The following is a 24093-nucleotide window of genomic DNA, read 5'->3' as shown; positions in this document are numbered from 1 at the left end:
GGCAGGCCGGGGTTGTCAATCTGGCGTTGACTTTTGGCACGCTGTTGAGTTCTCAAGGTACGGACGCTTCCTTTGTTCCCGTTTCCGGGCCCTCCGGGCGCTTCCTTCGTTTCCGACTCTATCAGACCGTTTCCGTTCCGATTTCCTCGGCGCTTTCCAGGTTCTTCGCTCTCGCGTTTTCCCTTTCCGGCGGTTCCGACTCTATCAGAATCATTTCGGCCGAGCGAATCGGCTTCTTGATTCGAATCAAATCGGGGGTGGGCTCTTCGGAAATTCAATTTCCGGTGAGAGCGAGAGAGATGTTAGCCAGTGCGCTTGAGCTTGTCCAGCTCCGCGCAACCGTTTGAATCTACCTCCCCACTCGGACCGTGTCAACGGTTTTTGTGGGCGAAGAGGACAGTACCAGGTCAGAGGGGTCGTACGCACATCACGCGGCGGTGGGGAGCGCGGCGCTTCGGCCCGGTGCCTCGACGTCGCCCGTCTCGCCCGCGCGTGCCGCTCGGCCGCCGAGTACGTATACGTACGTAAGGAATGCCGCCTCGGCGGCGACGCCGGTCGTGATGCGGGCCCAGGTCGGGAGGCTCGACGGGGTCACGAAGGCTTCGATGACGCCGGAGACGAAGAGAACCAGGGCGAGGCCGATGGCCATGCCCAGGGCCGCGCGGCCTTCCTCGGCGAGGGCGTCGCGGCGACTCCGGGGGCCCGGGTCGATGACGGTCCACCCCAGGCGTAGCCCTGTACCGGCCGCTACGAAGACGGCGGTCAGTTCCAGGAGGCCGTGCGGGAGGACCAGGCCGAGAAACGTGTCCAGGCGGCCGGCCGATGACATGAGGCCGATGCCGACGCCCAGGTTCAGCATGTTCGAGAACAGGACCCAGAGGACGGGAAGGCCCAGGAAGGCACCCATGACCAGGCACATCGCTGTGGCCTGCGCATTGTTCGTCCAGACCTGGGCGGCGAAGGAGGCCGCGGGGTGGCTTGAGTAGTACGTCTCGTACTCACCACCAGGACGTGTCATGTCCCGGAGCGTCCCCGGGGCGGCGATGGAGGACTGCACCTCGGGGTGGGTGCCGATCCACCAGCCGATGATCGCGGCGAGAGCCGTCGAGACGAGCGCCGCCGGAATCCACCATCTACGCGCGCGATAGACGGCGGCAGGGAAACCGGCCGCCAAGAAGACGGCGGCATCACGCCAGGTGGCCCGGCGGGTGCCCGTGACGGTGGCGCGGGCGCGCGCGACCAGTTGGGTGAGGCGGGCCGTGAGCTGCGGGTCCGGGGTCGAGGACTGTATCTGCGACAAGTGCGTCGAGGTGCGCTGGTAGAGGGCGACGAGTTCGTCGGCCTCTGCGCCGGTCAGGCGGCGGCCGCGGCGCAGGAGGTGTTCCAGTCGGTCCCACTCGGGGTGGTGGGCGGTGACGAAGACATCGAGGTCCATGGTCGGCTGCTGCTCCAGGCACTGGGTGCGTACGGTCCGTACTACTACTGCGGCGCGCTGCGGGTCAGCTTGGCAGACTGATGCTTCCGAGGGGCCGGGAAGGTCGTCGCTCAGGTGACGTGCGATGAAGGGTGGATGCCGGTGAGTGCGCTGGTCACGGGGGATGCGGTCGTGTTGGGGCTGCGTCCCGCACGGTTGCCCAGTCGCGCGCTCGCGCTGGTGATCGACATGGCCGTGGCCTGGACCGCCTACCTGGTGGTCTCGTTCGCGCTGCTGCTGGCGACTGCTTCGCTCGACGACGCTGCGCGCGCGGCGATATCCGTCACCATGTTCGTCCTCGTACTGGTGGGCGCGCCTATAGCGGTCGAGACGCTCTCGCACGGGCGGTCGCTGGGCAAGGTGGCCTGCGGGCTGCGGGTGGTGCGGGACGACGGCGGGCCGATCCGGTTCCGGCACGCGCTCGTGCGCGGGGCGATGGGGGTCGTGGAGATCCTGCTGACGTTCGGGGTTGTCGCCTGTATCGCGTCGCTGGTGTCGGAACGGGGGCGGCGGATCGGGGACGTGTTCGCGGGGACGCTGGTCGTACGGGAGAAGGTGCCCGCCGGGCGGACCTCGGCCCTGCCTCCTCCCCCGCCCTGGCTGATGGGACGTTTCACCGGGCTCGATCTGTCCGGGGTGCCGGACTCGCTGTGGCTGGCCGTGCGGCAGTACCTGACGCGCATGGGGCAGTTGGACGCGCAGGTGAGCTGGACGATGGCGGTCCGGCTGGCCGATGACTTGGTGGCGCGTACGGGGGTGCCCGCGCCGACAGGCGTGCCTCCGGCCGCGTATCTGGCCGCGGTGATGAGCGAGCGGCAGACGCGGGACGCGCGGCGGGCGTTCGGGGCGGCGCGGGCGCATGGTGTCGGCGGTGCCGATGCGGGCGGTGGTTGGGGCGCGCACGGCGTGACTCAGGGGGCCGCGCAAGGAGCCCTTGTCGAGCGTGACGCACCTGCCGGAGCCCCGGGGTGGGCCGCGCCGAGTGCGGCTGGGGCTGCTGGGACGCAGGGGGTGCCACCCGTCGTGACCGCGCCCGCGATGCCGGGGGTCGGGCAGGCGCAGGGTCCGCTTCCTCGGTCGGGGTCAGGGCCGAAGCCGGCCTCTGCGTCAGAGCCGCAGCCCGTGCAGGAGACCGGGGCAGGGGTCGGCGCGTCGCCCGTCACGGGGTTCGTACCGCCTGCCTAGGGCGCCCAGGCCGACGGCGGGGTTTCGAGGGATTCGAGCTCGATTCCCGGCGCCGCGAGGACCACGTCGCCGGAGAGGTGAACGGTGTGCTGCTCCCCCGTGTCCAGGGCGCTGACCTGGTATTCGTCCACGGTCAGGGGGCCGTTGTCAGTGGGGTGCGCTTCACTGTTCAGCAAGGCCCAGGACTGGTCGAGGGTGCGGGGGGCCAGGACCGGGTCGGTGAAGGCGACGAGGCGGACGCGTGTCGCGGGGGAACCGGGGGTGAGGCGGAGCAGACGTGACGTGGCGATGAGGAATGCCGGGGACATGCCGGTGAAGGCGTGGGCGGGGACATTGCCTTCGGTGGCGTGAGCGCCGGTGGGGTCGGTGCGGACCCAGGTGACGCCGTCGAGGGCGGCACCCCGTACCTGCCAGCCGCCGGCGTGGAGTTCGAGACGGATCGGGCGGCCGAGTTCGTCGAGGGCCAGGTCGACGGAGCCCGAGGGCTCGCCGGAAGGAGTGGTGATCTGGGAGACATAGCGCCAGCCCGAGGGGCCGGGTGCGCAGTGGAAGTGTTCTTCGCCGAGGGGGGTGTGGTCGTGCGGATCGTGGAGCGAATACCGGCCGCGGGGCATGGGGTCTCGTGGTCCTCGGGGGCGTAGGGGTGGACCGTTGTCCTTGGCGGGCAACGGAGCGGGCTACAAGTCAGGCCCCCGGCACGGGGGTCCGGGGGCCTGACTTGTACGTCTGCTCCGCGCGCTGAGGCTGTGCAGCTGCTCTGAAGCTGTGCGGCCTGGGCCTGTCACCAAGTCACGGTCGCGTACTCAGGACGGGCCAAGTGGCCGCCCCCAAGCGCCAGTACCCGTAAGAGGCGGTCTGGCCGAGCCGGCCCGGCAGCCGAAGCGCCGAGCCGGCCGAGCAGCCGAACCGACCGGTCCCGGCGGGCCCTTCGAACCCTCACCGAGGGTCCGACCAGCTCCGCCGGGGTGGCGGCTCAGTAGCGGTAGTGGTCCGACTTGAACGGGCCGTCGACCTCGACGCCGATGTACGCGGCCTGCTCGGGGCGGAGCGTCGTAAGCTTCACGCCGAGCGCGTCCAGGTGGAGGCGGGCGACCTTCTCGTCGAGGTGCTTGGGCAGCACGTAGACGTCGGTCGGGTACTCCTCGGGCTTGGTGAACAGCTCGATCTGGGCCAGGGTCTGGTCCGCGAACGAGTTGGACATCACGAACGACGGGTGGCCGGTCGCGTTGCCCAGGTTCAGCAGGCGGCCCTCGGAGAGGACGATGAGGACCTTGCCGTCGGCGAACGTCCAGGTGTGGACCTGCGGCTTGACCTCGTCCTTGACGATGCCGGGGATCTGCGCGAGGCCGGCCATGTCGATCTCGTTGTCGAAGTGACCGATGTTGCCGACGATCGCCTGGTGCTTCATCTTGGCCATGTCCGCGGCCATGATGATGTCCTTGTTGCCCGTCGTGGTGACGAAGATGTCGGCCTTGTCGATCACCTCGTCGAGCGTGGTGACCTGGTAGCCGTCCATCGCCGCCTGCAGGGCGCAGATCGGGTCGATCTCGGTGACGATGACCCGGGCGCCCTGGCCGCGCAGGGACTCCGCGCAGCCCTTGCCGACGTCGCCGTAGCCGCAGACGACGGCGGTCTTGCCGCCGATGAGGACGTCGGTGGCGCGGTTGATGCCGTCGATCAGGGAGTGGCGGCAGCCGTACTTGTTGTCGAACTTCGACTTGGTGACCGCGTCGTTGACGTTGATCGCCGGGAACAGGAGGGTGCCGTCACGGTGCATCTCGTACAGACGGTGGACACCGGTGGTCGTCTCTTCGGTGACGCCGCGGATCTCGGACGCCAGCTGGGTCCACTTCTGCGGGCTCTCGGAGAGGGTGCGGTTCAGCAGGGTGAGGATGTAGCCGTACTCCTCGCTGTCCGCGGTGGACGGGTCCGGGGCCGCGCCGGCCTTCTCGAACTCGACGCCCTTGTGGACCAGGAGCGTGGCGTCACCGCCGTCGTCCAGGATCATGTTCGGGCCGCCGGTCGGGGTGTTCGGCCAGGTGAGGGCCTGCTCCGTGCACCACCAGTACTCCTCCAGGGTCTCGCCCTTCCAGGCGAAGACCGGGACGCCCTGGGGGTTCTCGGGGGTGCCGTTCGGGCCGACCGCGATGGCGGCGGCGGCGTGGTCCTGGGTGGAGAAGATGTTGCAGGACGCCCAGCGGACCTCGGCGCCGAGGGCGACGAGGGTCTCGATCAGGACGGCGGTCTGCACCGTCATGTGCAGGGAGCCGGTGACCCGGGCACCGGCGAGCGGCTGGGTGGCGGCGTACTCCTTGCGGATCGACATCAGGCCGGGCATCTCGTGCTCGGCGAGGGTGATCTCCTTGCGCCCGAAGGCGGCGAGGGAGAGGTCGGCGACCTTGAAGTCCTGGCCGGCGGCGACAGTCGTCATGGCGAGCTGCTCCTCGTGGGTGGGTCGAGGGTGGGTACGGAAGGTCTGCGGGCGTACCTGGGCATACGGAGTGCCACGTCGGCACCGGCAGGTACCTGACGCGGACAACGGAATGCCCGGGTGGACACTCCGGCGTACACCTGAGTGTCCGTGGGCACCCTGGGGTGCCCGGTCGCGCTCGCAGCGCAGTCCGTCGGAGGCCCTCTCTCCCTCGGCCGGTGCGCGTGGCGTACCGACCGACCGCCATCAGCAGCGACGTCTGGCTCTGGTCACGAATCTACACCGATCGGCCCAGCCGCCCCCAGCCCGTCCCGGGCGACAGGTTGGGGAATTTTACGGTGGAGCGCCTCAGTGGCCCGTGCCGCCGGGCGTCGCCGCAGGGTCCGGGCCCGCCGCCGCTTCGGCCGCGCTGTAGATGTCCGGCTCCAGGTAGATCACCCGGGCGATCGGGACGGCCTCGCGGACCCGGGCCTCCGCCGCGTTGATGGCGTGGGCGACTTCCGCCGCCGTGTCGTCGTGCTGGACCGCGATCTTGGCGGCGATCAGCAGTTCCTCCGGGCCCAGGTGGAGCGTGCGCATGTGGATGACGGAAGTGACCGTGTCGCCGTCGACGATCGCCGTGCGGATCTTCTCGACCTCCTCCGTGCCGGCCGCCTCGCCGAGCAGGAGGGACTTCGTCTCGACCGCCAGGATGAGGGCGATCAGGATCAGCAGCACGCCGATGCAGAGGGTGCCGACGCCGTCCCAGACGCCGTCGTCGGTGAGCAGCGCGAGACCCACGCCGCCGAGGGCGAGGACGAGTCCGATGAGAGCGCCGAAGTCCTCAAGGAGGACCACCGGCAGCTCGGGGGCCTTCGCCCGGCGAATGAACTGCGACCAGGAGAGCGAGCCCCGCGTCTCGTTCGACTCCTTGATGGCCGTACGGAAGGAGAAGCCCTCGGCGACGATCGCGAAGACCAGGACGCCGACGGGCCAGTACCAGGCGTCGATCTGGTGGGGGTGCTTGATCTTCTCGTACCCCTCGTAGACGGCGAACATGCCACCCACCGAGAACAGGACGATCGAGACGAGGAACGCGTAGACGTAACGCTCCCGGCCGTAACCGAAGGGGTGTTGAGGCGTTGCCTCACGCTGCGCCTTCTTGCCGCCGAGCAGCAGCAGACCCTGGTTTCCCGAGTCGGCCAGCGAGTGCACGCTCTCCGCGAGCATCGACGAGGAGCCGCTGAAGAGGAACGCCACGAACTTGGCTACCGCGATCGCGAGGTTGGCGCCGAGCGCCGCCACGATCGCCTTGGTTCCGCCTGACGCACTCATGGGTGCACGTGTTCCCTTCGTCGGTGTCGCGGCCGCCCAGGTGCCGCCATACGGCGGCACATTGTCGCATCAGGCCACGACAGTGGCGCGAAATGCCGCACCCGTACCGGACAGTTCGGCCTTTTCGCCTGCCGGGACGAAGGCCGACCGGCCGGGGGTCAGCGGTACGCCGCCGATCTCCACCGCGCCCGCCGTGCACAGCACGATCTGCGGAGTGGGCGCCGACAGGTTGGTCGGAGCGGCGCCCTGCGCGCGTACGAAACGGGACAACCGGAACTCGTCGATGGGGGTTTCGTACACCTCCTCGCCGGTCACCGACGCCTCCGGGCGCAGCACGCCCGGGTCGGCCGCCTCGAAGCGGACGACGCGCAGGAGTTCGGGGACGTCCACGTGCTTCGGGGTCAGGCCGCAGCGCAGCACGTTGTCCGAATTGGCCATGATCTCCACACCCATGCCGCTCAGATACGCGTGCGGGACGCCGGCGCCGAGGAACAGGGCCTCGCCGGGCTGGAGCCGTACGTGGTTCAGGAGCATCGCCGCGATGACGCCCGGGTCGCCCGGGAAGTGGTGGGCGAGCGAGGCGTACGCGTCGTACGCGTCACCGCCCAGGCGCGCGCAGGCGGCCGCCGCCTCGGTCACCGTCGCCGCCATGTCCCGCGGGTCGGCGGTCAGTACGGCCGTCAGGACCTCACGCAGCGCCGCGTCCTCGGGGTGGGCGCGCAGGAGATCCACATACGGCTTGAGGGAGTCCACATCGAGCGCGGCGAGAAGGTCCGCGGATTCCTGGGGAGCGCGGAACCCGCACAGGCCCTCGAACGTTGTCAGAGCACAGATCAGCTCGGGCTTGTGGTTGGCGTCCTTGTAGTTGCGGTGCGGGGCGTCGAGCGGCACGCCCGCGCGCTCCTCGGCGGCATAACCCCGCTGTGCCTGGCCGAGGTTGGGGTGGACCTGAAGGGAAAGGGGGGCGCCTGCCGCCAGCACTTTGAGAAGGAAAGGAAGACGGGGGCCGAACTTGGCGACGGCCGCGTCGCCCAGCTCCGCCGCCGGATCGGCCGCGATCACGTCGGAGAGCGGGACCTCGCCCGCGCCACGGTCGACACGGGACGGTGCGCCCGGGTGCGCGCCCATCCACATCTCTGCCTGGGGCTCGCCGGTGGGAGCGGTGCCGAGCAGTTCCGGAATGAGGGTCGTGGAGCCCCAGGCGTAGGGGCGCACGGTGTTGGCGAGGCGGTCCATGGTTCGCGTGGTCTCTTTCACGTGATCGCTTGTGATCGCTTACGGATTCCGGTGTGCGGTCGGCCGACGCCGCGTGAAGCCTCCCGACGCCGGCTCCTGTACGGCTTCCGGCATCGGCTCGGGTGCGACTTCCCACGGCTGCTGGTGCACGACTTCGAGCGCCCGGCTTACGTCGGGAGCGGTGTCGAGGCCAGGGCCAGGTAGGCGGTCGCGAAGTCCGTGACGGCCAGGAGCTCCGCCAGGCACTCCAGCTCGGTGCCTTCCTCGGGCTCCAGTTCGCTGATCTGCGCGTCGTGGCTCAGGGCGAGTTCGCGCGCGGCCGGAGCGGCGGAGAGGCCGCCTGCCGGGCGGTCCCGCAGGAGTACGACACGGGCGTGCAGCGCCGCGGGTTCCTCCACGCGGTCGCGGAAGAAGTCGTCCGGGTCGGCTCCGGCCGCGAGCGATCCCGCGAGCAGGATGCCGTGCGAGGCCAGGGTCTCGGGCAGCTCGCCCGCCAGTGCGGGACGGCCCGCGAGCTCGGCCAGTACGGTCGCGAAGCGGCGGCCCGCCGGAACGGCGCCCTCGCCCTCCGTCCAGATGAGGGGGAGCGAGTCGGCGAGCTGCGTCGCGAGCGTCTTCGCCGGGTTGCTGTACGTGGCGATGGCCGGGCCGCAGCGCTCCGCCGTGCGGTCCAGGCGGTCGGCGACCTTCTCCAGCGTCTCCGGCGGCGCGGAGATCAGCCCGAGGCGGTCCAGCAGCGCCAGGATCGGGGTGAACAGGGCCCACAGCGCGCTGGGGGAGGCGGCCGGGGTCCTCCCGTCCTCGTACAGCTCGTGCGGGGCCGTGGCCAGCGGGACGACCAGGCCGTGCACGCCGTCGACGGCCTCGGCGAGTGGGGAGCTCTTCGGGGCGACGGCCACGACCGTGCAGCCCCGGCGGTACGCCTGCTCGGCCAGGACCTCCAGGCCCGGCTCGCTGCCGTCCGTCGTCGTGATGAGAAGGAGGTCGACCGAGCCTGCCCAGCCAGGGAGGTTCCAGCGCAGCGCGCCCGCGGCGGCGGCCACTCCGGTCGAGGCGAGGTGGGCGACGGGGGCGGAGGCGCCCGCCAGCGCCGTCACCAGGTCCGCCACGCCTGCGGCGGCGGTGCCGGGGCCCGCGACGAGTACGGCTCGGGGGCGGCCCTCGGGCTGCAGCTCCGTGATGCCCGCCTCCACGGCGTGCCGGGCGGCGGTACGGACGCGGGCGCCGGCCTCGGCGGCGCCGCGCAGCAGACCGCGGCGGTCGGCGCGGGCCAGGGCTTCCGGCGCGTCGAGGAGCGACTCATCGAGCATGTTCGGCGGCCTCCGGGGTGGGATCGGGGTTCCGGGTCACTCGGTTGTGGGCTCAGGCGCCGCGCCGGGCAGAGCCCGTGCGGGCCGTGCGCGAGGTACGGGCCGACGTCACGCCGGGCGGCGGGCCTCGTCCACCAGGAGCACGGGGATGCCGTCGCGGACCGGGTACGCGAGGCCGCAGTCCTTGCCGGTGCAGACCAGCTCGGGCGTCTCCTCGGCCGTCGCGTCCTTCAGCGGCGCGTGGCAGGCGGGGCAGGCGAGGATGTCGAGAAGGCCGGCTTCGAGCGGCATGGGGGTCCTTCCGGGACGTCTTCGTATACGTGGACGCGTGCGCGGACGCGTCTGTGGATCAGGCCTCGTCAGCCTACCGCCGGGGGGACGCCCGGGCTCCCCGGGTGGCGTCATCGGCCGGGGCGGGGCGGCCTCGCGCCGACCGGCCTCGGACGGCGCCCGGGGCCGGGCACGCGCGCGTGGACACGCACGCCCGAACACACACGCCCAGGCGCCACCCGGGAGACGAAGGGCCTAGCCCCGCACCAGCGCCAGCACCTCGTCGCGCAGCTTCGCCATCGTGGGCTCGTCGCGGGCTTCCACGTTCAGGCGAAGGAGGGGTTCGGTGTTGGAGGGGCGCAGGTTGAACCACCAGTCGGCCGTCGTGACCGTAAGGCCGTCCATGTCGTCCATGGAGACGCCCTGCCGGGTGGCGAAAGCCTCGCGGACCGCCTGGGTGCGGGCCCTCTGGTCGGTGACGGTCGAGTTGATCTCGCCGGAGCCCGTGTAGCGGTCGTAGGCGGCCACCAGGCGGGAGAGCGGGGCCTTCTGGGTGCCCAGGGCCGCCAGGACGTGGAGGGCCGCCAGCATGCCCGTATCGGCGTTCCAGAAGTCCTTGAAGTAGTAGTGCGCGGAGTGCTCGCCGCCGAAGATCGCACCGGTGTTGGCCATCTCCTGCTTGATGAAGGAGTGCCCGACGCGGGTGCGGACCGGGGTGCCGCCGTTCTCGCGGACCACCTCCGGGACCGACCAGGAGGTGATCAGGTTGTGGATGACCGTGCCGCCGGGGTGCTTGGCCAGTTCGCGGGCCGCCACCAGGGCGGTGACGGCGGACGGGGAGACCCCTTCGCCGCGCTCGTCCACGAAGAAGCAGCGGTCCGCGTCGCCGTCGAAGGCGATGCCCAGGTCGGCGCCCTCGGCTTGCACGCGCTCCTGGAGGTCGACGATGTTGGCCGGATCGAGGGGGTTGGCCTCGTGGTTCGGGAAGGTGCCGTCCAGCTCGAAGTACATCGGGACCACGCTCAGCGGCAGGCCCTCGAAGACCGTGGGAACGGTGTGGCCGCCCATGCCGTTGCCCGCGTCCACCACGACCTTCAGCGGGCGGATCGCGCTCAGGTCGACCAGGGACTTGAGGTGGGCCGCGTAGTCGGTGAGCGTGTCGCGCTCGCTCAGCGTGCCGGTCCGCTCGGCCGCTTCCGGCGCGCCCGACTCGGTCCAGGTCTCCACGAGGGTACGGATCTCGGCCAGACCCGTGTCCTGGCCGACCGGGGCCGCGCCCGCCCGGCAGAGCTTGATGCCGTTGTACTGGGCCGGGTTGTGGGACGCGGTGAACATCGCGCCCGGCAGGTCCAGCATCCCGGACGCGTAGTACAGCTGGTCCGTGGAGCACAGGCCGATCAGGGTGACATCGGCGCCCTGACGGGCCGCACCGCGCGCGAAGGCGGCGGACAGACCCGGCGACGACGGGCGCATGTCGTGGCCGACCACGATCGCGTCGGCACCGACCACCTGCACGAAAGCCGCTCCGAACAGCTCCGCCAGCAACTCGTCCCACTGATCCGGCACCACCCCGCGGACGTCGTACGCCTTCACGATCTGCGACAGATCAGCAGCCACGGTCCAACCCTTCTGAAGTCACCTGGGGAGACATGCGGCCCCCTGGACCGAGGCTACCGGCTGGGACTGTCGGGGCAGCGACCCCTGTGGAGGGCGGCTCGGGAACCTGTGGAAAACGTGGGGGTGCGCAGGAGATCGGGGTCGTCCGAAGCCCTGGCCGCAGGGGGTCGGGGTCGTCCGGAAGTCCAGCCGCACAGGGTCGCGGTCGTCCGAAAGGTCAGGCCGCCCGGGCCCGTCAGCGCCCGCAAACCACCGGCAACCGGCGACCGGCCATCACCCGCGACCGCCCGGCAACGCGTACCCGTACCCGCCCGCAACCGAATGTCAGGCTCAGGGTTCCGGCGACCGCAGAACGCGCAGGTGGCCCCGGCGGGTGACTTCCATCGGGTCGGCGGACCGGCCGCCGCCCGCCTCGGCTGCGCGTTCGTGCGGGCGGGCCGCCTCGCGTACCGCGTTGGCAAGCGCTTCCAGGTCGTCGCCGCTGGGGCGGCCCGGGGCGGAGGAGTCGGTCAGGCGGACGACCTCCCAGCCGCGGGGCGCGGTGAGGCGTTCACTGTGCTCGGCGCACAGGTCGTAACAGTGGGGCTCGGCATAGGTGGCGAGCGGGCCGAGGACTGCGGTCGAGTCCGCGTAGACGTACGTCAGTGTCGCGACGGCAGGGCGGCCGCACGCAGTGCGCGAACAGCGACGTACAGGGCTCACGACGTTGGACGGTACCGCACTCTTGAGCGGGCCGCGACGACTCTCCACCGGGTCACTCCACCGTGTCGCGGTGTGAGCCCGGGCACAGCGGCTCCTGGAGCAACTGGGCTGACCTGCACGGGAAGAGAGCGACACGGTGTGTGACGGGACCGATTACGTTCCGCATTTGAGAATCTTCCGGTCAAACGGCGTGAAATCCGCTGTCTTGTATGGGCCGGTAATCGCTCTCAAGCGGGAGCGAAATGGTCATCTCGCGACATGGCCTTCCACGGGCCGCCGCCGCGATCGCAGGGAGCCCCGGAGGGCTACGCTGCGTCAGTGATGGACAGTTCCCGTTCCGACATCGGCTCCGGCCCCGACTCCGTACCGGCGGGCCCGCGACCGCGCCGCCGAGACCGCCACGGCCGCGGGATGCGCGGACCCGTGGCGCCGCCCCAGGTACCGCTCTCGGTCAGCCGGTCGGAGACCTTCCGCGACCTCGTGCGGGACTCGGTGGAGCGGCTGGAGCGGCGCTGGCCGCAACTCGCCGACGTCGACTTCCTCGTCTCCGACGTGCCGCTCCCCGAGAGCGACGACGACAGTTGGAGCGACGAGGCCGTACCACTGGGACGGGCGCTGCCCGCGGCGAAGGGGTCGCCCGCGCGGATCATCGTCTACCGGCGGCCGGTCGAGATCCGCACCAAGAGCCGTGACGAACGGGCCCTGCTCGTCCACGAGGTCGTGGTCGAGCAGGTCGCCGAACTCCTCGGCCTCGCACCGGAATCGGTCGATCCGCGCTACGGACAGGACTGACCGCACGGCGGTACGGACAGGACCGATCCCTTCACGGACCGGACACCATGGGACCGGGCCTCAGTCGTCCAGCACCGACAAGTCCTGCTTCGCGGCCGGGACCGCGACCGTTCCCTTGTCGTCCGGGAGCGTCTGCACGGTGAACATCGGGATGCCGTCCTGCGGCAGCGCCAGCGTGCGGGAGGCGTAGACCGGGCCGCTGCCCGGCTGGGTCTCGACGGTCAGCGCGTAGGAGCCCTTGAGCCCGGCCGGGACCGGCGGCTCCACCGCGAGCGTCGTGCCGGCCTTGACGGTGTACGTCTTGGTCTGCGGCTCGCCGCCCTCGGTGCCGGGCGACGCGGTGACCTTGACCGTGGCGGCCGCGGTCGGCGCGGTGAGCGCCAGCGTCGAGCCCTTGGCCCGGTTGTCGGCCGCCGTGGACCGGTCACCGACGGGCGCGGTGGCCGGAATGTATGCGGTCTCCTGCTTGTCACCCGTTCCGCGCACTACGCGCAGCGCCGCCACGATGGGCGTTTTTCCGCCATCCGAAGTCGGGGTGAGAAACAGGGAACCCGCCTCACCCCGTGTGACGTTCTTCAGATCAAAGGACGCCGTCATCCCCGATTTCACATGGACGGTGTCCAGACCCGCCGGGGTGAAGCTGCCGGACCCGCCCGCCAGCCGCACCTTGAGATCGGCGTCGTCCGTGCCCTTGGCGTGCACCACCAGGCGCACGTCGGTGGCGTCGGCCGGGATGCCCGGCAGGACCTGGCTCGCGGCCGGGTCCGCCGACGCGGGCAGCCAGTCCGCGCCGGCCTTCGCGTCGGAGGCCTGGATGACCGCGCCCACCCGGCCGGAGCGGGTCGCGACATGGACGGTCAGGTCATCGGCCACGACCGTGCTCAACGTTGACAACAGAACAGGGACGCTGGATTTGGCGGGGACCGTGATCCCCTCCCCCACCTCGGACTTGACCGGGCCGTCCTTGCCGAACAACTCGATGTCGACGACCGCCGCGCTGTCATCGGGGTTGGTGAGGTGGACGTAGTCCTGGCGGGTCTTGGCCGTGGACGCGCCCGGGAACCAGAAGTCGGTGTCCGGTGCGGTGCAGCGGGTGCCGAGCACCGCGCGCGTGTCGCCCCCCGACACCACCGTGGTCTGCTGCGCGGCCCAGCCGGGCGCGAGCAGGCCGTCGGCGGAGCCGGTGAGCGCGGGTGCGTCGGAGCCGCTGGCCGTGGCGGACGCGGGCTTTCCGGGCTCCTTGAGGGTGACGACCGCCTTGTTGGGGTCGGGCTTCTCCGAAGGTTTGTCCTTCTTGCCCTTCTTGTCGCCCTTGCCACCCTTATCGGGCTTGTCGGTGGGCTTGGTCGCCGTGTCGTCGGTGAGCGGCGTGGCGGCGGGCTTCAGCACGGCCGTGCCGGGTGTGGCCGCCTTGCCGCCGGTGTCGTCACCGCTGCCCTTGGGGGTGTACGTGGTGTACGTCGTCTCGGCGAGCTCGGAGAGGCTGGGCGCCGGGCACAGCAGGCTGGAGCGCTCCACGGGCAGCCGGGCCGGACCCTTGGCGTCGGCCTTCGCGGAGCCGCCGCCGGGCGCCGTGACGGCCGCGAAACCGGTGACGGCGGCGAGGGCCACCGCGGCCGCGATCAGGGAGAGAGTGCTGCGGTTCACTGGGTGCTCCCGTCGGGGCGGTGCGGCTGCTCGGTCTCGTGCCCCCGGTCCTGGCCGGGGATGCGCCCGGGCTCGCCCTGCGCCGGGTCGGGGTGCTCACCGCCGTAGCCATAGCCGTAGGGGTCGTACGCCGCGTCCTGCTGCGGGTACTGCTGCTGTTGGTACGGGTCGTACTGCTGGTACTGGTGCTGCTGGTACGGGTCGTACTGCTGCTGCGGGTACTCGGCGCCCGCGTAGGTCGCGGAGTCCCACTCGCCGCCGTACGGCTGCTGCTGGGGGACCTCGGGGGCGTACGGGGGCGCGGCGTACGGGTCGGGCTCGGGGGCCGTCTGCGGTGCCTCGGCGGGCGGCGGCGGGACGTCGTGGCCGCCCGCACCGACGGGGTCGCCCGCGTCGGCGGGGGCGTCGGACTGGTCGGCTCCGGCCGCGTCGGCCTCGGCCTGGGCGCGCAGGCGGCGGGCCCGGCGGCCCTCGCCCTCCATGGCGGGGGGCAGCACCGGCTGCTCCTCCTCCGGCAGATCGTCGTCGATCTTGGTGCGGCGGCCCGGCAGGGCGAGCACGACGAGCACCAGGGCGAGCAGCGACTGCGCCCAGATCCACGCGGTGTGGGTGAAGGGGGCGGCGTAGGTGATGTCCAGCCGACCGCCCTCGGCGGGGAGTTGGAAGCCCTGGGCCCAGCCGTCGACGGTGGTCTTCTTCAGCAGTCTGCCGTCGAGGCTCGCCGTCCAGCCGGGGGCGGCCCGGTCGGCGATCCGCAGGACGCGGCCGTCCGCGCCGGCCGGGATCTTGGTGTGGACGTCGACCGGGTCGGCGGCGACGGCCACCGGCTCGGCGGCGCCCGCCTGGGCCGATCCGGCCGGGGAGGCAGCCCCCGAGGCGGGCGGCATGATCACCGCGCGGGCGACCTGCCGGTCGACGCGCCACAGGGCACTGCCGTCGAGCTGGCTGAGGCGGCTGAGGCCGGGGGTGGTGTCGAGGACGCGGCCGAACTCGCGGGGAGCTCCGTCGCGTACCAGGACGTAGCGCACGGCGAAGCCGCTGAGCTGGGACGACTGGTCGGCGCCGGAGCCCGCGACCAGGTTGGCGACGACCTTGTCCAGGCGCGGGTCGCTGCCGCCGGAGGCGGCGAGTTCGGCGTCGCCGAGGCGGCCGCCCGAGCCGCGGACCAGGGTGTAGGAGACCTTGGCGGGCGAGGTGCCGCCGAGGACGAGGGTGCGGGCCTGGTCGCGGGTGCCGCTCTCCTCCGCGACGAACGCGGGCACCTGCACCGGGTCGCGGCGCTCCAGCGGGCCGTCGGCGCCGCTCAGCATCCAACCGGCGGCGGCGATCAGCGGTGCGGCCAGGGCGGCCAGGGCGATCAGCGCGGCGACCGGCTGGCGCCAGCCGAAGCCATGGGCGGCGACGCGCTCCTTGGCGCCCTCCGCGCCGAGCACGGCGGCGGCGATCAGGGCGAGCCCGTAGACGAGGGTGGCGGGGCCGGCCCAGCCGTTGTTGTTGGACAGGGCGGCGAACAGGAAGCCGGTCAGGGCGACCGCCCACGCCGTGCGGACCGCGAACTCCCGCTCCCCGCGCAGCAACGCGGCCAGCGCCGCCAGCACGAAGCCGATGAGCAGCAGCCCGCCGACCGTCTTGGGGCCGCCGGGGCTGGCGCCGAGCAGGTCGAGTCCGGTGGCCGCGCCCTTGCCGTACTCCAGACCGGCCTCGCGGAAGAAGCCGGACGGGCCGGTCAGCAGCGTCAGCGACCAGGGGGCGAGGACCAGGAGCGGAGTGCCGACGGCGGCCAGGAAGCGCAGTCCGTACGCGGTGATGTCGGCGCGGCGCAGCGCGAGGACCACCAGGCTCAGGAGCACGGCGACCGGCCAGACGACGGGGGTGAACGCCATGGCGGCGGTGAGCAGCAGCGCGTACGTCCAGGTCGCGCGCCACGAGCCGCGGCCCTCGCCGCGGAAGCCCGCGGCCGTGACGCCCGCGCGGGCGATCAGCGGCAGCAGGACGGCCAGCACGGCGGTGCCCAGGCGGCCGGTGGCGAGCGCGCCGGTGGCGGCGGGCAGGAAGGCGTAGGCGACCGCGGCCCAGGCGCGCAGCAGCCGCGACTCGACGAGCGGGCGGGAGGCGAAGTACGCGGTGAGTCCGGCCAGCGGGACCGAGCAGACGAGCAGCAGGGTCAGTGCGAGGCCGGTCGAGCCGAAGCAGAGGGCGGCGAACGCGGCGATCACCGCGAGGTAGGGCGGCGCGCTCTGGGTGCCGCCGGTGCCGACGGGGTGCCAGGCGTCCGCGTAACGGCCCCACAGGTCGCCGACGCCGGAGGGCGCGGGCAGCAGGGCGCCGCCGGTGAGGGCGTTGCCGCCGAGCAGTTGGCGGCAGGCGACCAGCGAGATCAGCAGGAGCAGCGCGAACAGCACGGGCGCGGGCCTGCGGGCGATCTTCTTCAGCCGCGCGAACTGCTCGATCTCCAGGAAGTCCGCGTCGTCGCCGCCCGGACCGGACTCGACGGCGCCGTGCCGGGAGCCGCCGGTGTCCTCGGTGCCCGCGCCGAAGCTGGCGGCGACCTGTTCGACGGTGGCGCGGACGGTGGCACCCGGCGGCGGGAACAGCGGCCGCAGCTCGCTCGCCTCCACCGCGCTCTTGGCGCGCCTGCGCCGCCCGGCGAGGATCCGCTCGGGCCGCAGCAGGGTCGCGGACAGGCCCATGATCTCGTCGACCGCCTGGCCGGGCGCCTTGCCGAGCAGATACGCGAGGGTGCGCAGCAGGGTGCCGACGACGATCCGCAGGAAGACGTACGGGAGCGCGGCGGGGCGGGAGTTGACGAGCATCGTGTAGACGGCGCCCGCCTTGTCGACCCGGTGCGGGTCGACGGCGGAGCGGCCCGCGCAGTCGACGGTGCGGCGCTCGCGGGCGGAGGCCTCGGCGTGCCGTACGACGGCTTCGGGGGCGACCAGGACGGAGTGCCCGGCGGCGTGCGCGCGCCAGCACAGGTCGACGTCGTCGCGCATCAGCGGCAGCCGCCGGTCGAAGCCGCCCAGCTCCTCCCACACATCGCGGCGGATCAGCATGCCGGCGGAGGAGACGGAGAGCACCGGGCGGACCTGGTCGTGCTGGCCCTGGTCCTGCTCGCGCCGGTCCAGGCCCGTCCAGCGGCGGCCGCTGCGGGCGATGGAGACGCCGACTTCGAGCAGCTGCTTGCGGTCGTACCAGCCGCGCAGTTTGGGGCCGACGACCGCGGCGTACGCGTCGGAGTCGGCGACGCGCAGCAGTTCGGCGAGCGCGTCCGGCTCCGGCGCGCAGTCGTCGTGCAGCAGCCACAGCCACTGCACGGGCTCGCCGTGCGGCAGCTCGGGCAGGTCGTAGGTGTCGTCGCGCCAGCTGCGCGAGACGGGGTCCCAGCCGCTGGGGCGCTTCAGATACGGCAGTTCCTCAGGGCCGAGCACCCCCGCCGAGCGGACGGCCTCGTCGACGGCGGCGCCGAAGCCGGTGCGGCGGGCCAGGTGCAGGACCCGTTCGGCGCCCAGGGCCTCGGTGACCAGGCGGGCGGAGTCGTCGGCGCTGCCGGTGTCGGCCGCGTACACGTTCTGTACGGGCCGTTCCTGTCCGAGCAGCCCGGCGAGGGCGTCGGGCAGCCAGCGGGCGCCGTCGTGCGAGACGAGCACGGCGGTGACGACGTGTCTGGGGAACTCGGGAGTCGCGGCCTCGGCATACGGGGCCGTCGACTGGCTGTGCACGGACATCGAGGTACGGGCCCCTCCGGCCGGGGTCCGGGGGTTGGGCCCCGGAGGCTGCTGTGCTGACTGGCAGCGCCCCACACTAATGGCTGGGGAACGCGGCAGTCCGCCGCCTGTGGAGGCCGGGTGGGACCGGAGGGGGTCCGGAAACGGTCCAGAACGGGTCCGAAGGAGGTCCGGGCGGGTTCCAGACGGGTTCCGGAGGAGGCAAAGCCCCCGGAAAAAACTAGACCGCCGCCTTCTTCAGGCGGCGGCGCTCGCGTTCGGACAGTCCGCCCCAGATGCCGAAGCGTTCGTCGTTCGCGAGGGCGTATTCGAGGCACTCGGAGCGGACTTCGCAGGCGAGGCAGACCTTCTTCGCCTCCCTGGTGGAGCCGCCTTTCTCGGGAAAGAAGGACTCGGGGTCGGTCTGGGCGCACAACGCGCGCTCCTGCCAGCCGAGTTCTTCGTCCACATCGTCGACCAGCAGCTCCTGGAACACCTCGGTCATGTGCACCCCTCGTCTGTCTTTGCTGCCCCGTGATGCTGCCGTTACCGATTTCGGACGAACGACACGAGTGAAATTACAAGTGCGCCGATCCGGGCCAGTCAAGCCGAGATCTGCTATTGGGCCCGGTATTCACTCTGCGGAACCAAGGCCATACGGAAAGTGTTCAAATCGGCAAAAACCATGACACATGCCATTGGCCCAATCACACCTCGTCCACCTGCACTGAGGGACGAGCCAAATATCGATCTTGTTGCACCCGAGCGGAGGAAGCGACTCGGATCACAGTCCGATCACGAGAACACAACGGCGTTTGTGCGCACAGTCGCAGCGCCACATCTCCGGTGGCGGTTGTGCACAAACCTTTCTCCGTACGCAGTAACCGGATGAGGTGAAACATTACGGCCAAATCGGGTATTGGGTTGACAGCCGGGCTCTTCTTGGTCACCTTTGATGGCATGCCAGCGACCACAGCGCTCTTCGCGACCCACCTCCGTGGGTTCCGCAGCGCTGTCCAGGCGCGCTGTTGCTGTTCCAGCTGTTGATGCCGTAGCGCTCCAGCCGCGCGTTCCACGCGCTTCCCGTGTCTTCGCCCGCCGGGCTCCCGCGATGCGACATCGCGACACGCCCCTGCGACCCCCCGCACTGCTTCTCAGTCTCTGCCGAGGAACCACCGCACCCATGAACAGCGACAGCGACCTTCAGATCGCCGGCGACATCCTTGAGGTCACGCACCTCCTCCAGCCCGCCCGCGAGCACCCCACGACCGTCGCCGACTTCGTCGGCCTGGCCCGCTCGATCGCGGCCGACCGTACGCAGTGGGCCCCGCTCGTCCAGTACGACGCGACCAGCCGCTGGTACCACCGGCTGCGTAGGGGACCCGGTTACGAGGTCTGGCTGCTGTCCTGGGTGCCCGGGCAGAGCAGCGGGCTGCACGACCACGGACAGTCGTCCGGCGTACTGACCGTCCTTGAGGGCGAATTGAGCGAGCGCACCGAGCGCGGCACCCGCACACTCTCCCCCGGCGCGCAGCGCGTCTTCGCGCCCGGCTACGCCCACGACGTGGTCAACGACTCCCTCGAACCGGCCGTCAGCCTGCACATCTACTACCCCGGCCTGACCGAAATGCCGATGCACTCCAGCCAGTCCACAGCCGCCGCCTCGAATGTCGTACCCGCCTGACAGACTGCTGTACATGCGCATTGTGGTTCTGGCCGGCGGCATCGGCGGTGCCCGTTTTCTGCGTGGCCTCAAGCAGGCCGCGCCCGACGCGGACATCACGGTGATCGGCAACACCGGTGACGACATCCATCTGTTCGGACTGAAGGTCTGCCCCGACCTCGACACGGTGATGTACACCCTGGGCGGTGGCATCAACGAGGAGCAGGGCTGGGGGCGTACCGAGGAGTCCTTCCACGTCAAGGAGGAGCTCGCGGCGTACGGGGTGGGACCGGAGTGGTTCGGTCTCGGCGACCGCGACTTCGCGACCCACATCGTCCGTACGCAGATGCTCGGCGCGGGCTACCCGCTGAGCGCGGTGACCGAGGCGCTCTGCGCCCGCTGGCAGCCCGGCGTGCGGCTGATCCCGATGTCCGACGACCGGGTCGAGACCCATGTCGCGATCGAGGACGAGGGCGGGCGCAAGGTCGTCCACTTCCAGGAGTACTGGGTCAAGATGCGGGCGTCCGTGGACGCGACGGCCGTGGTGCCGGTCGGCGCGGAGGCCGCGAAGCCCGCGCCGGGCGTCCTGGAGGCGATCGCCGCCGCCGACGTGATCCTCTTCCCGCCGTCCAACCCGGTCGTCAGCGTCGGCACGATCCTGGCCGTGCCCGGCATCCGCGAGGCGATCGCGGACGCGGGCGTGCCGGTGGTCGGGCTCTCGCCGATCGTCGGGGGCGCGCCGGTGCGGGGCATGGCGGACAAGGTGCTGGCCGCGGTCGGCGTCGAGTCGACGGCCTCGGCGGTCGCCGAGCACTACGGGTCGGGGCTGCTCGACGGCTGGCTGGTCGACACCGCCGACGCGGCGGCCGTCGCCCCGGTCGAGGCGGCCGGCATCCGCTGCCGCGCGGTCCCGCTGCTGATGACGGACCTGGACGCGACGGCCGCGATGGCGCGCGAGGCGCTGACCCTGGCCGAGGAGGTACGGGCGTGAGCGCGGACAACGGGGTGGACGTGGGCACGGACAACGGGATTCCGGCTGTGCCGCCCTCGTACCGGGTACGGGCCGTGGCCGGGATTCCCGAGGTGCGGCCGGGCGACGACCTCGCCAAGCTGATCGCCGCCGCCGCGCCGGATCTCGCCGACGGTGACGTCCTGCTCGTCACCTCGAAGATCGTCTCCAAGGCGGAGGGCCGGGTCGTACAGGCGGAGGACCGCGAGGCCGCGATCGACGCCGAGACGGTACGGGTGGTGGCCCGGCGCGGCACCCTGCGCATCGTCGAGAACCGGCAGGGGCTCGTCATGGCCGCCGCCGGGGTCGACGCCTCCAACACCCCGGCCGGGACCATCCTGTTGCTCCCCGAGGACCCCGACGCCTCCGCCGAGGCGATCCGGGCCGGGCTGCGGACCGCGCTCGGCGTCGAGGTGGGCGTCGTGGTGACGGACACCTTCGGGCGGCCGTGGCGCAGCGGGCTCACCGACGTGGCGATCGGCGCCGCGGGCGTGCGGGTCCTCGACGACCTGCGCGGCGGCACGGACGCGTACGGCAATCCGCTGGTCGCGACCGTCGTGGCGCACGCCGATGAACTCGCCGCCGCGGGCGACCTGGTGAAGGGCAAGGCCGAAGGGCTGCCGGTCGCGGTGGTCAGCGGGCTGTCCCACCTCGTCTCGGCGTCGGCCGAGGGCGGCGCCCGCGCGCTGGTCCGCTCGGCGCCCGACGACATGTTCCGCCTCGGTACCTCGGAGGCGATACGGGAGGCGGTCACCCAGCGGCGTACGGTCCGGGCGTTCACCGACGACCCGGTCGACCCCGGCGCGGTCCGCCGCGCGGTGGCGGCCGCCGTGACCGCTCCCGCGCCGCACCACACCACGCCCTGGCGGTTCGTGCTGCTTGAGTCCGCCGAGGCGCGGACCCGGCTGCTCGACGCGATGCGCGACGCGTGGATCGCGGACCTGCGGCGCGACGGCAAGTCCGAGGCGTCGATAGCCAAGCGGGTCCGCCGGGGCGAAGTCCTGCGCAACGCGCCGTACTTGGTGGTGCCCTGCCTGGTCATGGACGGCTCGCACACCTACGGCGACCCGCGCCGGGACACCGCCGAGCGCGAGATGTTCGTGGTCGCGACGGGCGCCGGCGTGCAGAACTTCCTGGTGGCGCTGGCCGGTGAGCGGCTGGGGTCGGCGTGGGTGTCGTCGACGATGTTCTGCCGCGATGTCGTACGCGAGGTCCTCGACCTGCCCGCGAACTGGGACCCGATGGGCGCGGTCGCGGTCGGGCGCGCGGCGGAGCCGCCGAAGGAACGACCCGCGCGGGACGCGGACGCGTTCATCGAGGTGCGCTGAGCAGCCTCGACCTCCTCGGCCTAGAGCGCCCCGATGTCGCGCGGTGACATCCGGGGCGCTCGGCGGGGCGGGGTGCGGCCGCTGAGGAGGATCAGGCGGGTGGCGCGGTGGCGCTGACCGGCGTACGGGGCCAGGAGTTCCAGCATCGCCGCGTCGTCGGCAGTGCGGTCGCCCGCCAGGGCGTAGCCGACGATGCCCGGCAGATGCAGGTCGCCGACGCTGACCAGGTCGGGGGCGCCCATCGCCCGTTGCAGCGTCTCGGCGCTGGTCCACGGGCCGATGCCGGGGACGAGGTGGAGCCGGGCCGCCGCCTCCTCCTGGGGCAGCGCGACGGCCTCCTCCAGGCGGCGGGCGACCCGTACCGCGCGCAGGATCGTCGACGAGCGCTTGGCGTCGACGCCCGCGCGGTGCCACTCCCAGGACGGGATCAGCGCCCATGTCCGGGCGTCCGGCATCACGTACATCCCGTCGGGGGCCGGGCCGGGGGCGGGCTCGCCGTACTTGCGTACGAGCAGGCGCCACGCCCGGTACGCCTCGTCCGTGGTGACCTTCTGCTCCAGGATCGACGGGATCAGCGACTCCAGTACGAGGCCGGTACGGGACAGGCGCAGGCCGGGGCGGCGGCGGGCGGACTCGGCGACGAGGCGGTGCCGTGGGGCGAAGGCCTCGGGGTCGTCCCCGTCGCCGAGGAGCCCGGGGAGGTGGCTCAGCAGCCACTCCGCGCCCTCGCCCCACGCCTCGGCCTCGACGGCGTCGGCCTGCTTGGTCACGCGGAGGGTGCCGGGGCCTTCGGGCGTACGGGACGCCCTCCACACCCCGTCCCGGGCGGCCCGGAACGTGGGGTCGGCGGGGCCGCGTCTTAGGGGGCCGAGGATGAGCCCGAGGTCCAGGGGTCCGGGTGGTGCGTACCGCCGACTGCGGGCACCCGTTGACGCGGGCCGGGGCGTCGGCACGGCCGGGGGCACGCGGACTTCTCCGCCGCGCACGGTGGTGCGGGTGGGAGTACGGGGAGCAAAGCGACCGGCCACGCTCCCGAGGTTACTGTCCTGGGCTCCGCCCGGTTTGGTTTCCCCACCCCACCCCTTCCCGAAAGCCTCCGGCGGTTGTCGGTCGGCTGGCCGCCCGTGCTGGGTTGCTCGCGCAGTTCCCCGCGCCCCTAACCACCTAGGGGCGCGGGGAACTGCGCGAGCAACCCAGCACGATCCGCAGACGAACAACCGCCCCCCAACAGGTCGCGGGGTGGGGCTACTCGTCCGAGGAGAAGCGGATCGCTCCCGGCGGGAGCACCGCGTCGCACCACACGCGGACCCCGTCCCGGAGCTCGTTGTCCGGGCCGATCACCGCGCCGTCACCGACCACCGCGCCCGACAGCACGCACCGCGCCCCCACCACGGCCCCCGCCCCGATCAGCGAGTCCGTGATCACCGCGCCCGGCTCGATCACCGCGTCCGCGAGCACCGTGCTGCCACTGACACGCGCGCCCTCGCCGATGCGAGCCCCTGAGCCCACCACCGTCCCGCCCGTCAGCTTCGCGTCCTGCGCCACCACCGCGCCCGGCAGCACCAGGCGGTCGCCACAGCGGCCGGGGACCGCCGGGGACGGGGCGCGGCCCAGGACCAGGTCGGCCGAGCCGCGTACGAAGGCCTGGGGGGTGCCCAGGTCCAGCCAGTACGTCGAATCCACCATGCCCTGGAGGTGCGCGCCCGCCGCCAGCAGGCCCGGGAACGTCTCCCGCTCCACCGACACCGCCCGCCCCGCCGGGATCGAGTCGATCACCGAGCGGCGGAACACGTACGCCCCCGCGTTGATCTGGTCGGTGACGATCTCCTCCGGAGTCTGGGGCTTCTCCAGGAACGCCTGGACTCGGCCGTCCGCGTCCGTCGGGACCAGGCCGAACGCCCGAGGGTCCGCCACCCGCGTCAGGTGGAGGGAGACGTCCGCCCCGGACGAGGAGTGCGTGTCGACCAGGGCCCCGATGTCCAGGCCCGTCAGGATGTCGCCGTTGAAGATCAGCACCGGGTCGTCGGGGCCCGAGCGCAGCCGCGAGGCCACGTTGCGGATCGCGCCGCCGGTGCCCAGCGGCTCGACCTCCGTCACGTACTCCAGGTGCAGCCCGAGCGCCGAGCCGTCGCCGAAGTACGGCTCGAAGACCTCCGCCAGGTACGACGTCGCCAGGACGATGTGCTCCACGCCCGCCGCCCGCGCGCGGGCCAGCTGGTGGGTGAGGAACGGGACGCCCGCCGCCGGGATCATCGGCTTCGGCGTGTTCACCGTGAGCGGGCGCAGCCTCGTTCCCTTGCCGCCGACCAGGAGGATCGCTTCAGTCACCTGTCGTCTCTGCTTCCTGCTGGGGCCGGGCGGAATCGTTCGTTCAACTACGGCCGGCCAGTTTATGCAGACGGTTCGCCGGG

Annotated in this window: 20 protein-coding genes; 6 read left to right on the top strand and 14 right to left on the bottom strand. The window is 72.0% G+C overall.

The window, feature by feature from the left end:
- The coding region (locus BG418_RS40175) for a hypothetical protein (RefSeq protein ID WP_223185704.1) at window positions 1-347 on the top strand (347 nt) is incomplete at its 5' end.
- Between the two features lie 80 nt (window positions 348-427).
- Here the strand turns inward: BG418_RS40175 and BG418_RS31265 are convergent.
- Window positions 428-1435: a stage II sporulation protein M gene (locus BG418_RS31265; protein WP_188277407.1), complete on the bottom strand. Its 1008-nt coding sequence runs from the start codon at window positions 1433-1435 to the stop codon at window positions 428-430.
- Window positions 1436-1576: 141 nt separating this feature from the next.
- On the opposite strand from BG418_RS31265, the gene BG418_RS31260 reads away from it, so the two are divergent.
- Window positions 1577-2659 carry an RDD family protein gene (locus BG418_RS31260; protein WP_188277406.1) on the top strand — a complete coding sequence of 361 codons (1083 nt, stop codon included), beginning with the start codon at window positions 1577-1579 and terminating at the stop codon, window positions 2657-2659.
- Here the strand turns inward: BG418_RS31260 and BG418_RS31255 are convergent.
- The 8 genes from BG418_RS31255 to BG418_RS31220 all read right to left on the bottom strand — a co-directional run bounded on the left by BG418_RS31255 (window position 2656) and on the right by BG418_RS31220 (window position 11587).
- Window positions 2656-3273, bottom strand: coding sequence for a hypothetical protein (locus tag BG418_RS31255; RefSeq protein ID WP_188277405.1), 618 nt, complete (start codon window positions 3271-3273; stop codon window positions 2656-2658). The two genes, BG418_RS31260 and BG418_RS31255, sit on opposite strands and share 4 nt — an antisense overlap.
- Before the next feature lie 359 nt (window positions 3274-3632).
- A complete protein-coding gene (gene ahcY, locus BG418_RS31250; protein WP_188277404.1) occupies window positions 3633-5090 on the bottom strand; it encodes an adenosylhomocysteinase in 1458 nt (485 codons plus the stop codon).
- Window positions 5091-5438: 348 nt separating this feature from the next.
- Entirely contained in the window at window positions 5439-6404 is a 966-nt protein-coding gene (locus BG418_RS31245) for a cation diffusion facilitator family transporter (RefSeq protein WP_188277403.1), read from the bottom strand.
- Between the two features lie 69 nt (window positions 6405-6473).
- The gene (gene manA / locus BG418_RS31240; RefSeq protein WP_188277427.1) at window positions 6474-7640 is read right to left on the bottom strand and encodes a mannose-6-phosphate isomerase, class I; all 1167 of its coding nucleotides are present in this window, start codon (window positions 7638-7640) and stop codon (window positions 6474-6476) included.
- Between the two features lie 167 nt (window positions 7641-7807).
- The gene (locus BG418_RS31235; RefSeq protein WP_188277402.1) at window positions 7808-8950 is read right to left on the bottom strand and encodes an SIS domain-containing protein; all 1143 of its coding nucleotides are present in this window, start codon (window positions 8948-8950) and stop codon (window positions 7808-7810) included.
- 108 nt (window positions 8951-9058) lie between these two features.
- Entirely contained in the window at window positions 9059-9241 is a 183-nt protein-coding gene (locus BG418_RS31230) for a Trm112 family protein (protein ID WP_188277401.1), read from the bottom strand.
- Window positions 9242-9475: 234 nt separating this feature from the next.
- The gene (locus BG418_RS31225; RefSeq protein WP_188277400.1) at window positions 9476-10837 is read right to left on the bottom strand and encodes a phosphomannomutase/phosphoglucomutase; all 1362 of its coding nucleotides are present in this window, start codon (window positions 10835-10837) and stop codon (window positions 9476-9478) included.
- A 330-nt stretch (window positions 10838-11167) separates the two neighbouring features.
- Window positions 11168-11587 (bottom strand): DUF3499 domain-containing protein, encoded by a 420-nt coding sequence (locus BG418_RS31220; RefSeq protein ID WP_188277399.1) that lies wholly within the window; start codon window positions 11585-11587, stop codon window positions 11168-11170.
- Window positions 11588-11860: 273 nt separating this feature from the next.
- Here BG418_RS31220 and BG418_RS31215 point away from each other — a divergent pair, with 273 nt between their 5' ends.
- Window positions 11861-12331 carry a metallopeptidase family protein gene (locus tag BG418_RS31215; protein WP_188277398.1) on the top strand — a complete coding sequence of 157 codons (471 nt, stop codon included), beginning with the start codon at window positions 11861-11863 and terminating at the stop codon, window positions 12329-12331.
- A 60-nt stretch (window positions 12332-12391) separates the two neighbouring features.
- Here the strand turns inward: BG418_RS31215 and BG418_RS31210 are convergent, their stop codons facing one another.
- From BG418_RS31210 to BG418_RS31200, 3 genes are all read right to left on the bottom strand, one after another.
- Window positions 12392-13978: a DUF5719 family protein gene (locus tag BG418_RS31210; RefSeq protein ID WP_188277397.1), complete on the bottom strand. Its 1587-nt coding sequence runs from the start codon at window positions 13976-13978 to the stop codon at window positions 12392-12394.
- Window positions 13975-17703, bottom strand: a complete 3729-nt coding sequence (locus tag BG418_RS31205; RefSeq protein ID WP_188277396.1) for a glycosyltransferase family 2 protein — start codon at window positions 17701-17703, stop codon at window positions 13975-13977. The genes BG418_RS31210 and BG418_RS31205 overlap by 4 nt, the downstream gene beginning before the upstream one ends.
- Window positions 17704-17923: 220 nt before the next feature.
- Window positions 17924-18187, bottom strand: a complete 264-nt coding sequence (locus tag BG418_RS31200; RefSeq protein WP_067159810.1) for a WhiB family transcriptional regulator — start codon at window positions 18185-18187, stop codon at window positions 17924-17926.
- A gap of 678 nt (window positions 18188-18865) precedes the next feature.
- Here BG418_RS31200 and BG418_RS31195 point away from each other — a divergent pair.
- The 3 genes from BG418_RS31195 to BG418_RS31185 are packed head-to-tail and all read left to right on the top strand — an operon-like array spanning window position 18866 to window position 21682.
- Window positions 18866-19366: a cysteine dioxygenase family protein gene (locus BG418_RS31195; protein WP_188277395.1), complete on the top strand. Its 501-nt coding sequence runs from the start codon at window positions 18866-18868 to the stop codon at window positions 19364-19366.
- A 13-nt stretch (window positions 19367-19379) separates the two neighbouring features.
- The gene (gene cofD, locus BG418_RS31190; protein ID WP_188277394.1) at window positions 19380-20336 is read left to right on the top strand and encodes a 2-phospho-L-lactate transferase; all 957 of its coding nucleotides are present in this window, start codon (window positions 19380-19382) and stop codon (window positions 20334-20336) included.
- A 38-nt stretch (window positions 20337-20374) separates the two neighbouring features.
- A complete protein-coding gene (locus BG418_RS31185) occupies window positions 20375-21682 on the top strand; it encodes a coenzyme F420-0:L-glutamate ligase (protein ID WP_188277426.1) in 1308 nt (435 codons plus the stop codon).
- Between the two features lie 20 nt (window positions 21683-21702).
- On the opposite strand, the gene BG418_RS31180 is transcribed toward BG418_RS31185, so the two are convergent.
- The gene (locus BG418_RS31180; RefSeq protein ID WP_188277393.1) at window positions 21703-22710 is read right to left on the bottom strand and encodes a DNA-3-methyladenine glycosylase; all 1008 of its coding nucleotides are present in this window, start codon (window positions 22708-22710) and stop codon (window positions 21703-21705) included.
- Between the two features lie 217 nt (window positions 22711-22927).
- Window positions 22928-24010 (bottom strand): sugar phosphate nucleotidyltransferase, encoded by a 1083-nt coding sequence (locus tag BG418_RS31175; protein ID WP_188277392.1) that lies wholly within the window; start codon window positions 24008-24010, stop codon window positions 22928-22930.
- Between the last annotated feature and the right edge of the window lie 83 nt (window positions 24011-24093).

The organism is Streptomyces sp. CBMA152, assembly GCF_014596475.1.
In the GTDB taxonomy this organism is placed as follows: domain Bacteria; phylum Actinomycetota; class Actinomycetes; order Streptomycetales; family Streptomycetaceae; genus Streptomyces.
Note: the sequence above shows the minus strand (reverse complement) of the source record. Positions and strands in the feature narration are given on the sequence as shown.

Excerpts from the sequence above, each read along its gene's own strand:
- BG418_RS31245 (WP_188277403.1), bottom strand. The coding sequence starts at position 6,404 with ATGAGTGCGTCAGGCGGAACCAAGGCGATCGTGGCGGCGCTCGGCGCC.
- BG418_RS31195 (WP_188277395.1), top strand. The coding sequence starts at position 18,866 with ATGAACAGCGACAGCGACCTTCAGATCGCCGGCGACATCCTTGAGGTC.
- manA (WP_188277427.1), bottom strand. The coding sequence starts at position 7,640 with ATGGACCGCCTCGCCAACACCGTGCGCCCCTACGCCTGGGGCTCCACG.
- BG418_RS31215 (WP_188277398.1), top strand. The coding sequence starts at position 11,861 with ATGGACAGTTCCCGTTCCGACATCGGCTCCGGCCCCGACTCCGTACCG.
- BG418_RS31230 (WP_188277401.1), bottom strand. The coding sequence starts at position 9,241 with ATGCCGCTCGAAGCCGGCCTTCTCGACATCCTCGCCTGCCCCGCCTGC.
- ahcY (WP_188277404.1), bottom strand. The coding sequence starts at position 5,090 with ATGACGACTGTCGCCGCCGGCCAGGACTTCAAGGTCGCCGACCTCTCC.
- BG418_RS31205 (WP_188277396.1), bottom strand. The coding sequence starts at position 17,703 with ATGTCCGTGCACAGCCAGTCGACGGCCCCGTATGCCGAGGCCGCGACT.
- BG418_RS31265 (WP_188277407.1), bottom strand. The coding sequence starts at position 1,435 with ATGGACCTCGATGTCTTCGTCACCGCCCACCACCCCGAGTGGGACCGA.
- BG418_RS31255 (WP_188277405.1), bottom strand. The coding sequence starts at position 3,273 with ATGCCCCGCGGCCGGTATTCGCTCCACGATCCGCACGACCACACCCCC.
- BG418_RS31235 (WP_188277402.1), bottom strand. The coding sequence starts at position 8,950 with ATGCTCGATGAGTCGCTCCTCGACGCGCCGGAAGCCCTGGCCCGCGCC.
- BG418_RS31200 (WP_067159810.1), bottom strand. The coding sequence starts at position 18,187 with ATGACCGAGGTGTTCCAGGAGCTGCTGGTCGACGATGTGGACGAAGAA.
- cofD (WP_188277394.1), top strand. The coding sequence starts at position 19,380 with ATGCGCATTGTGGTTCTGGCCGGCGGCATCGGCGGTGCCCGTTTTCTG.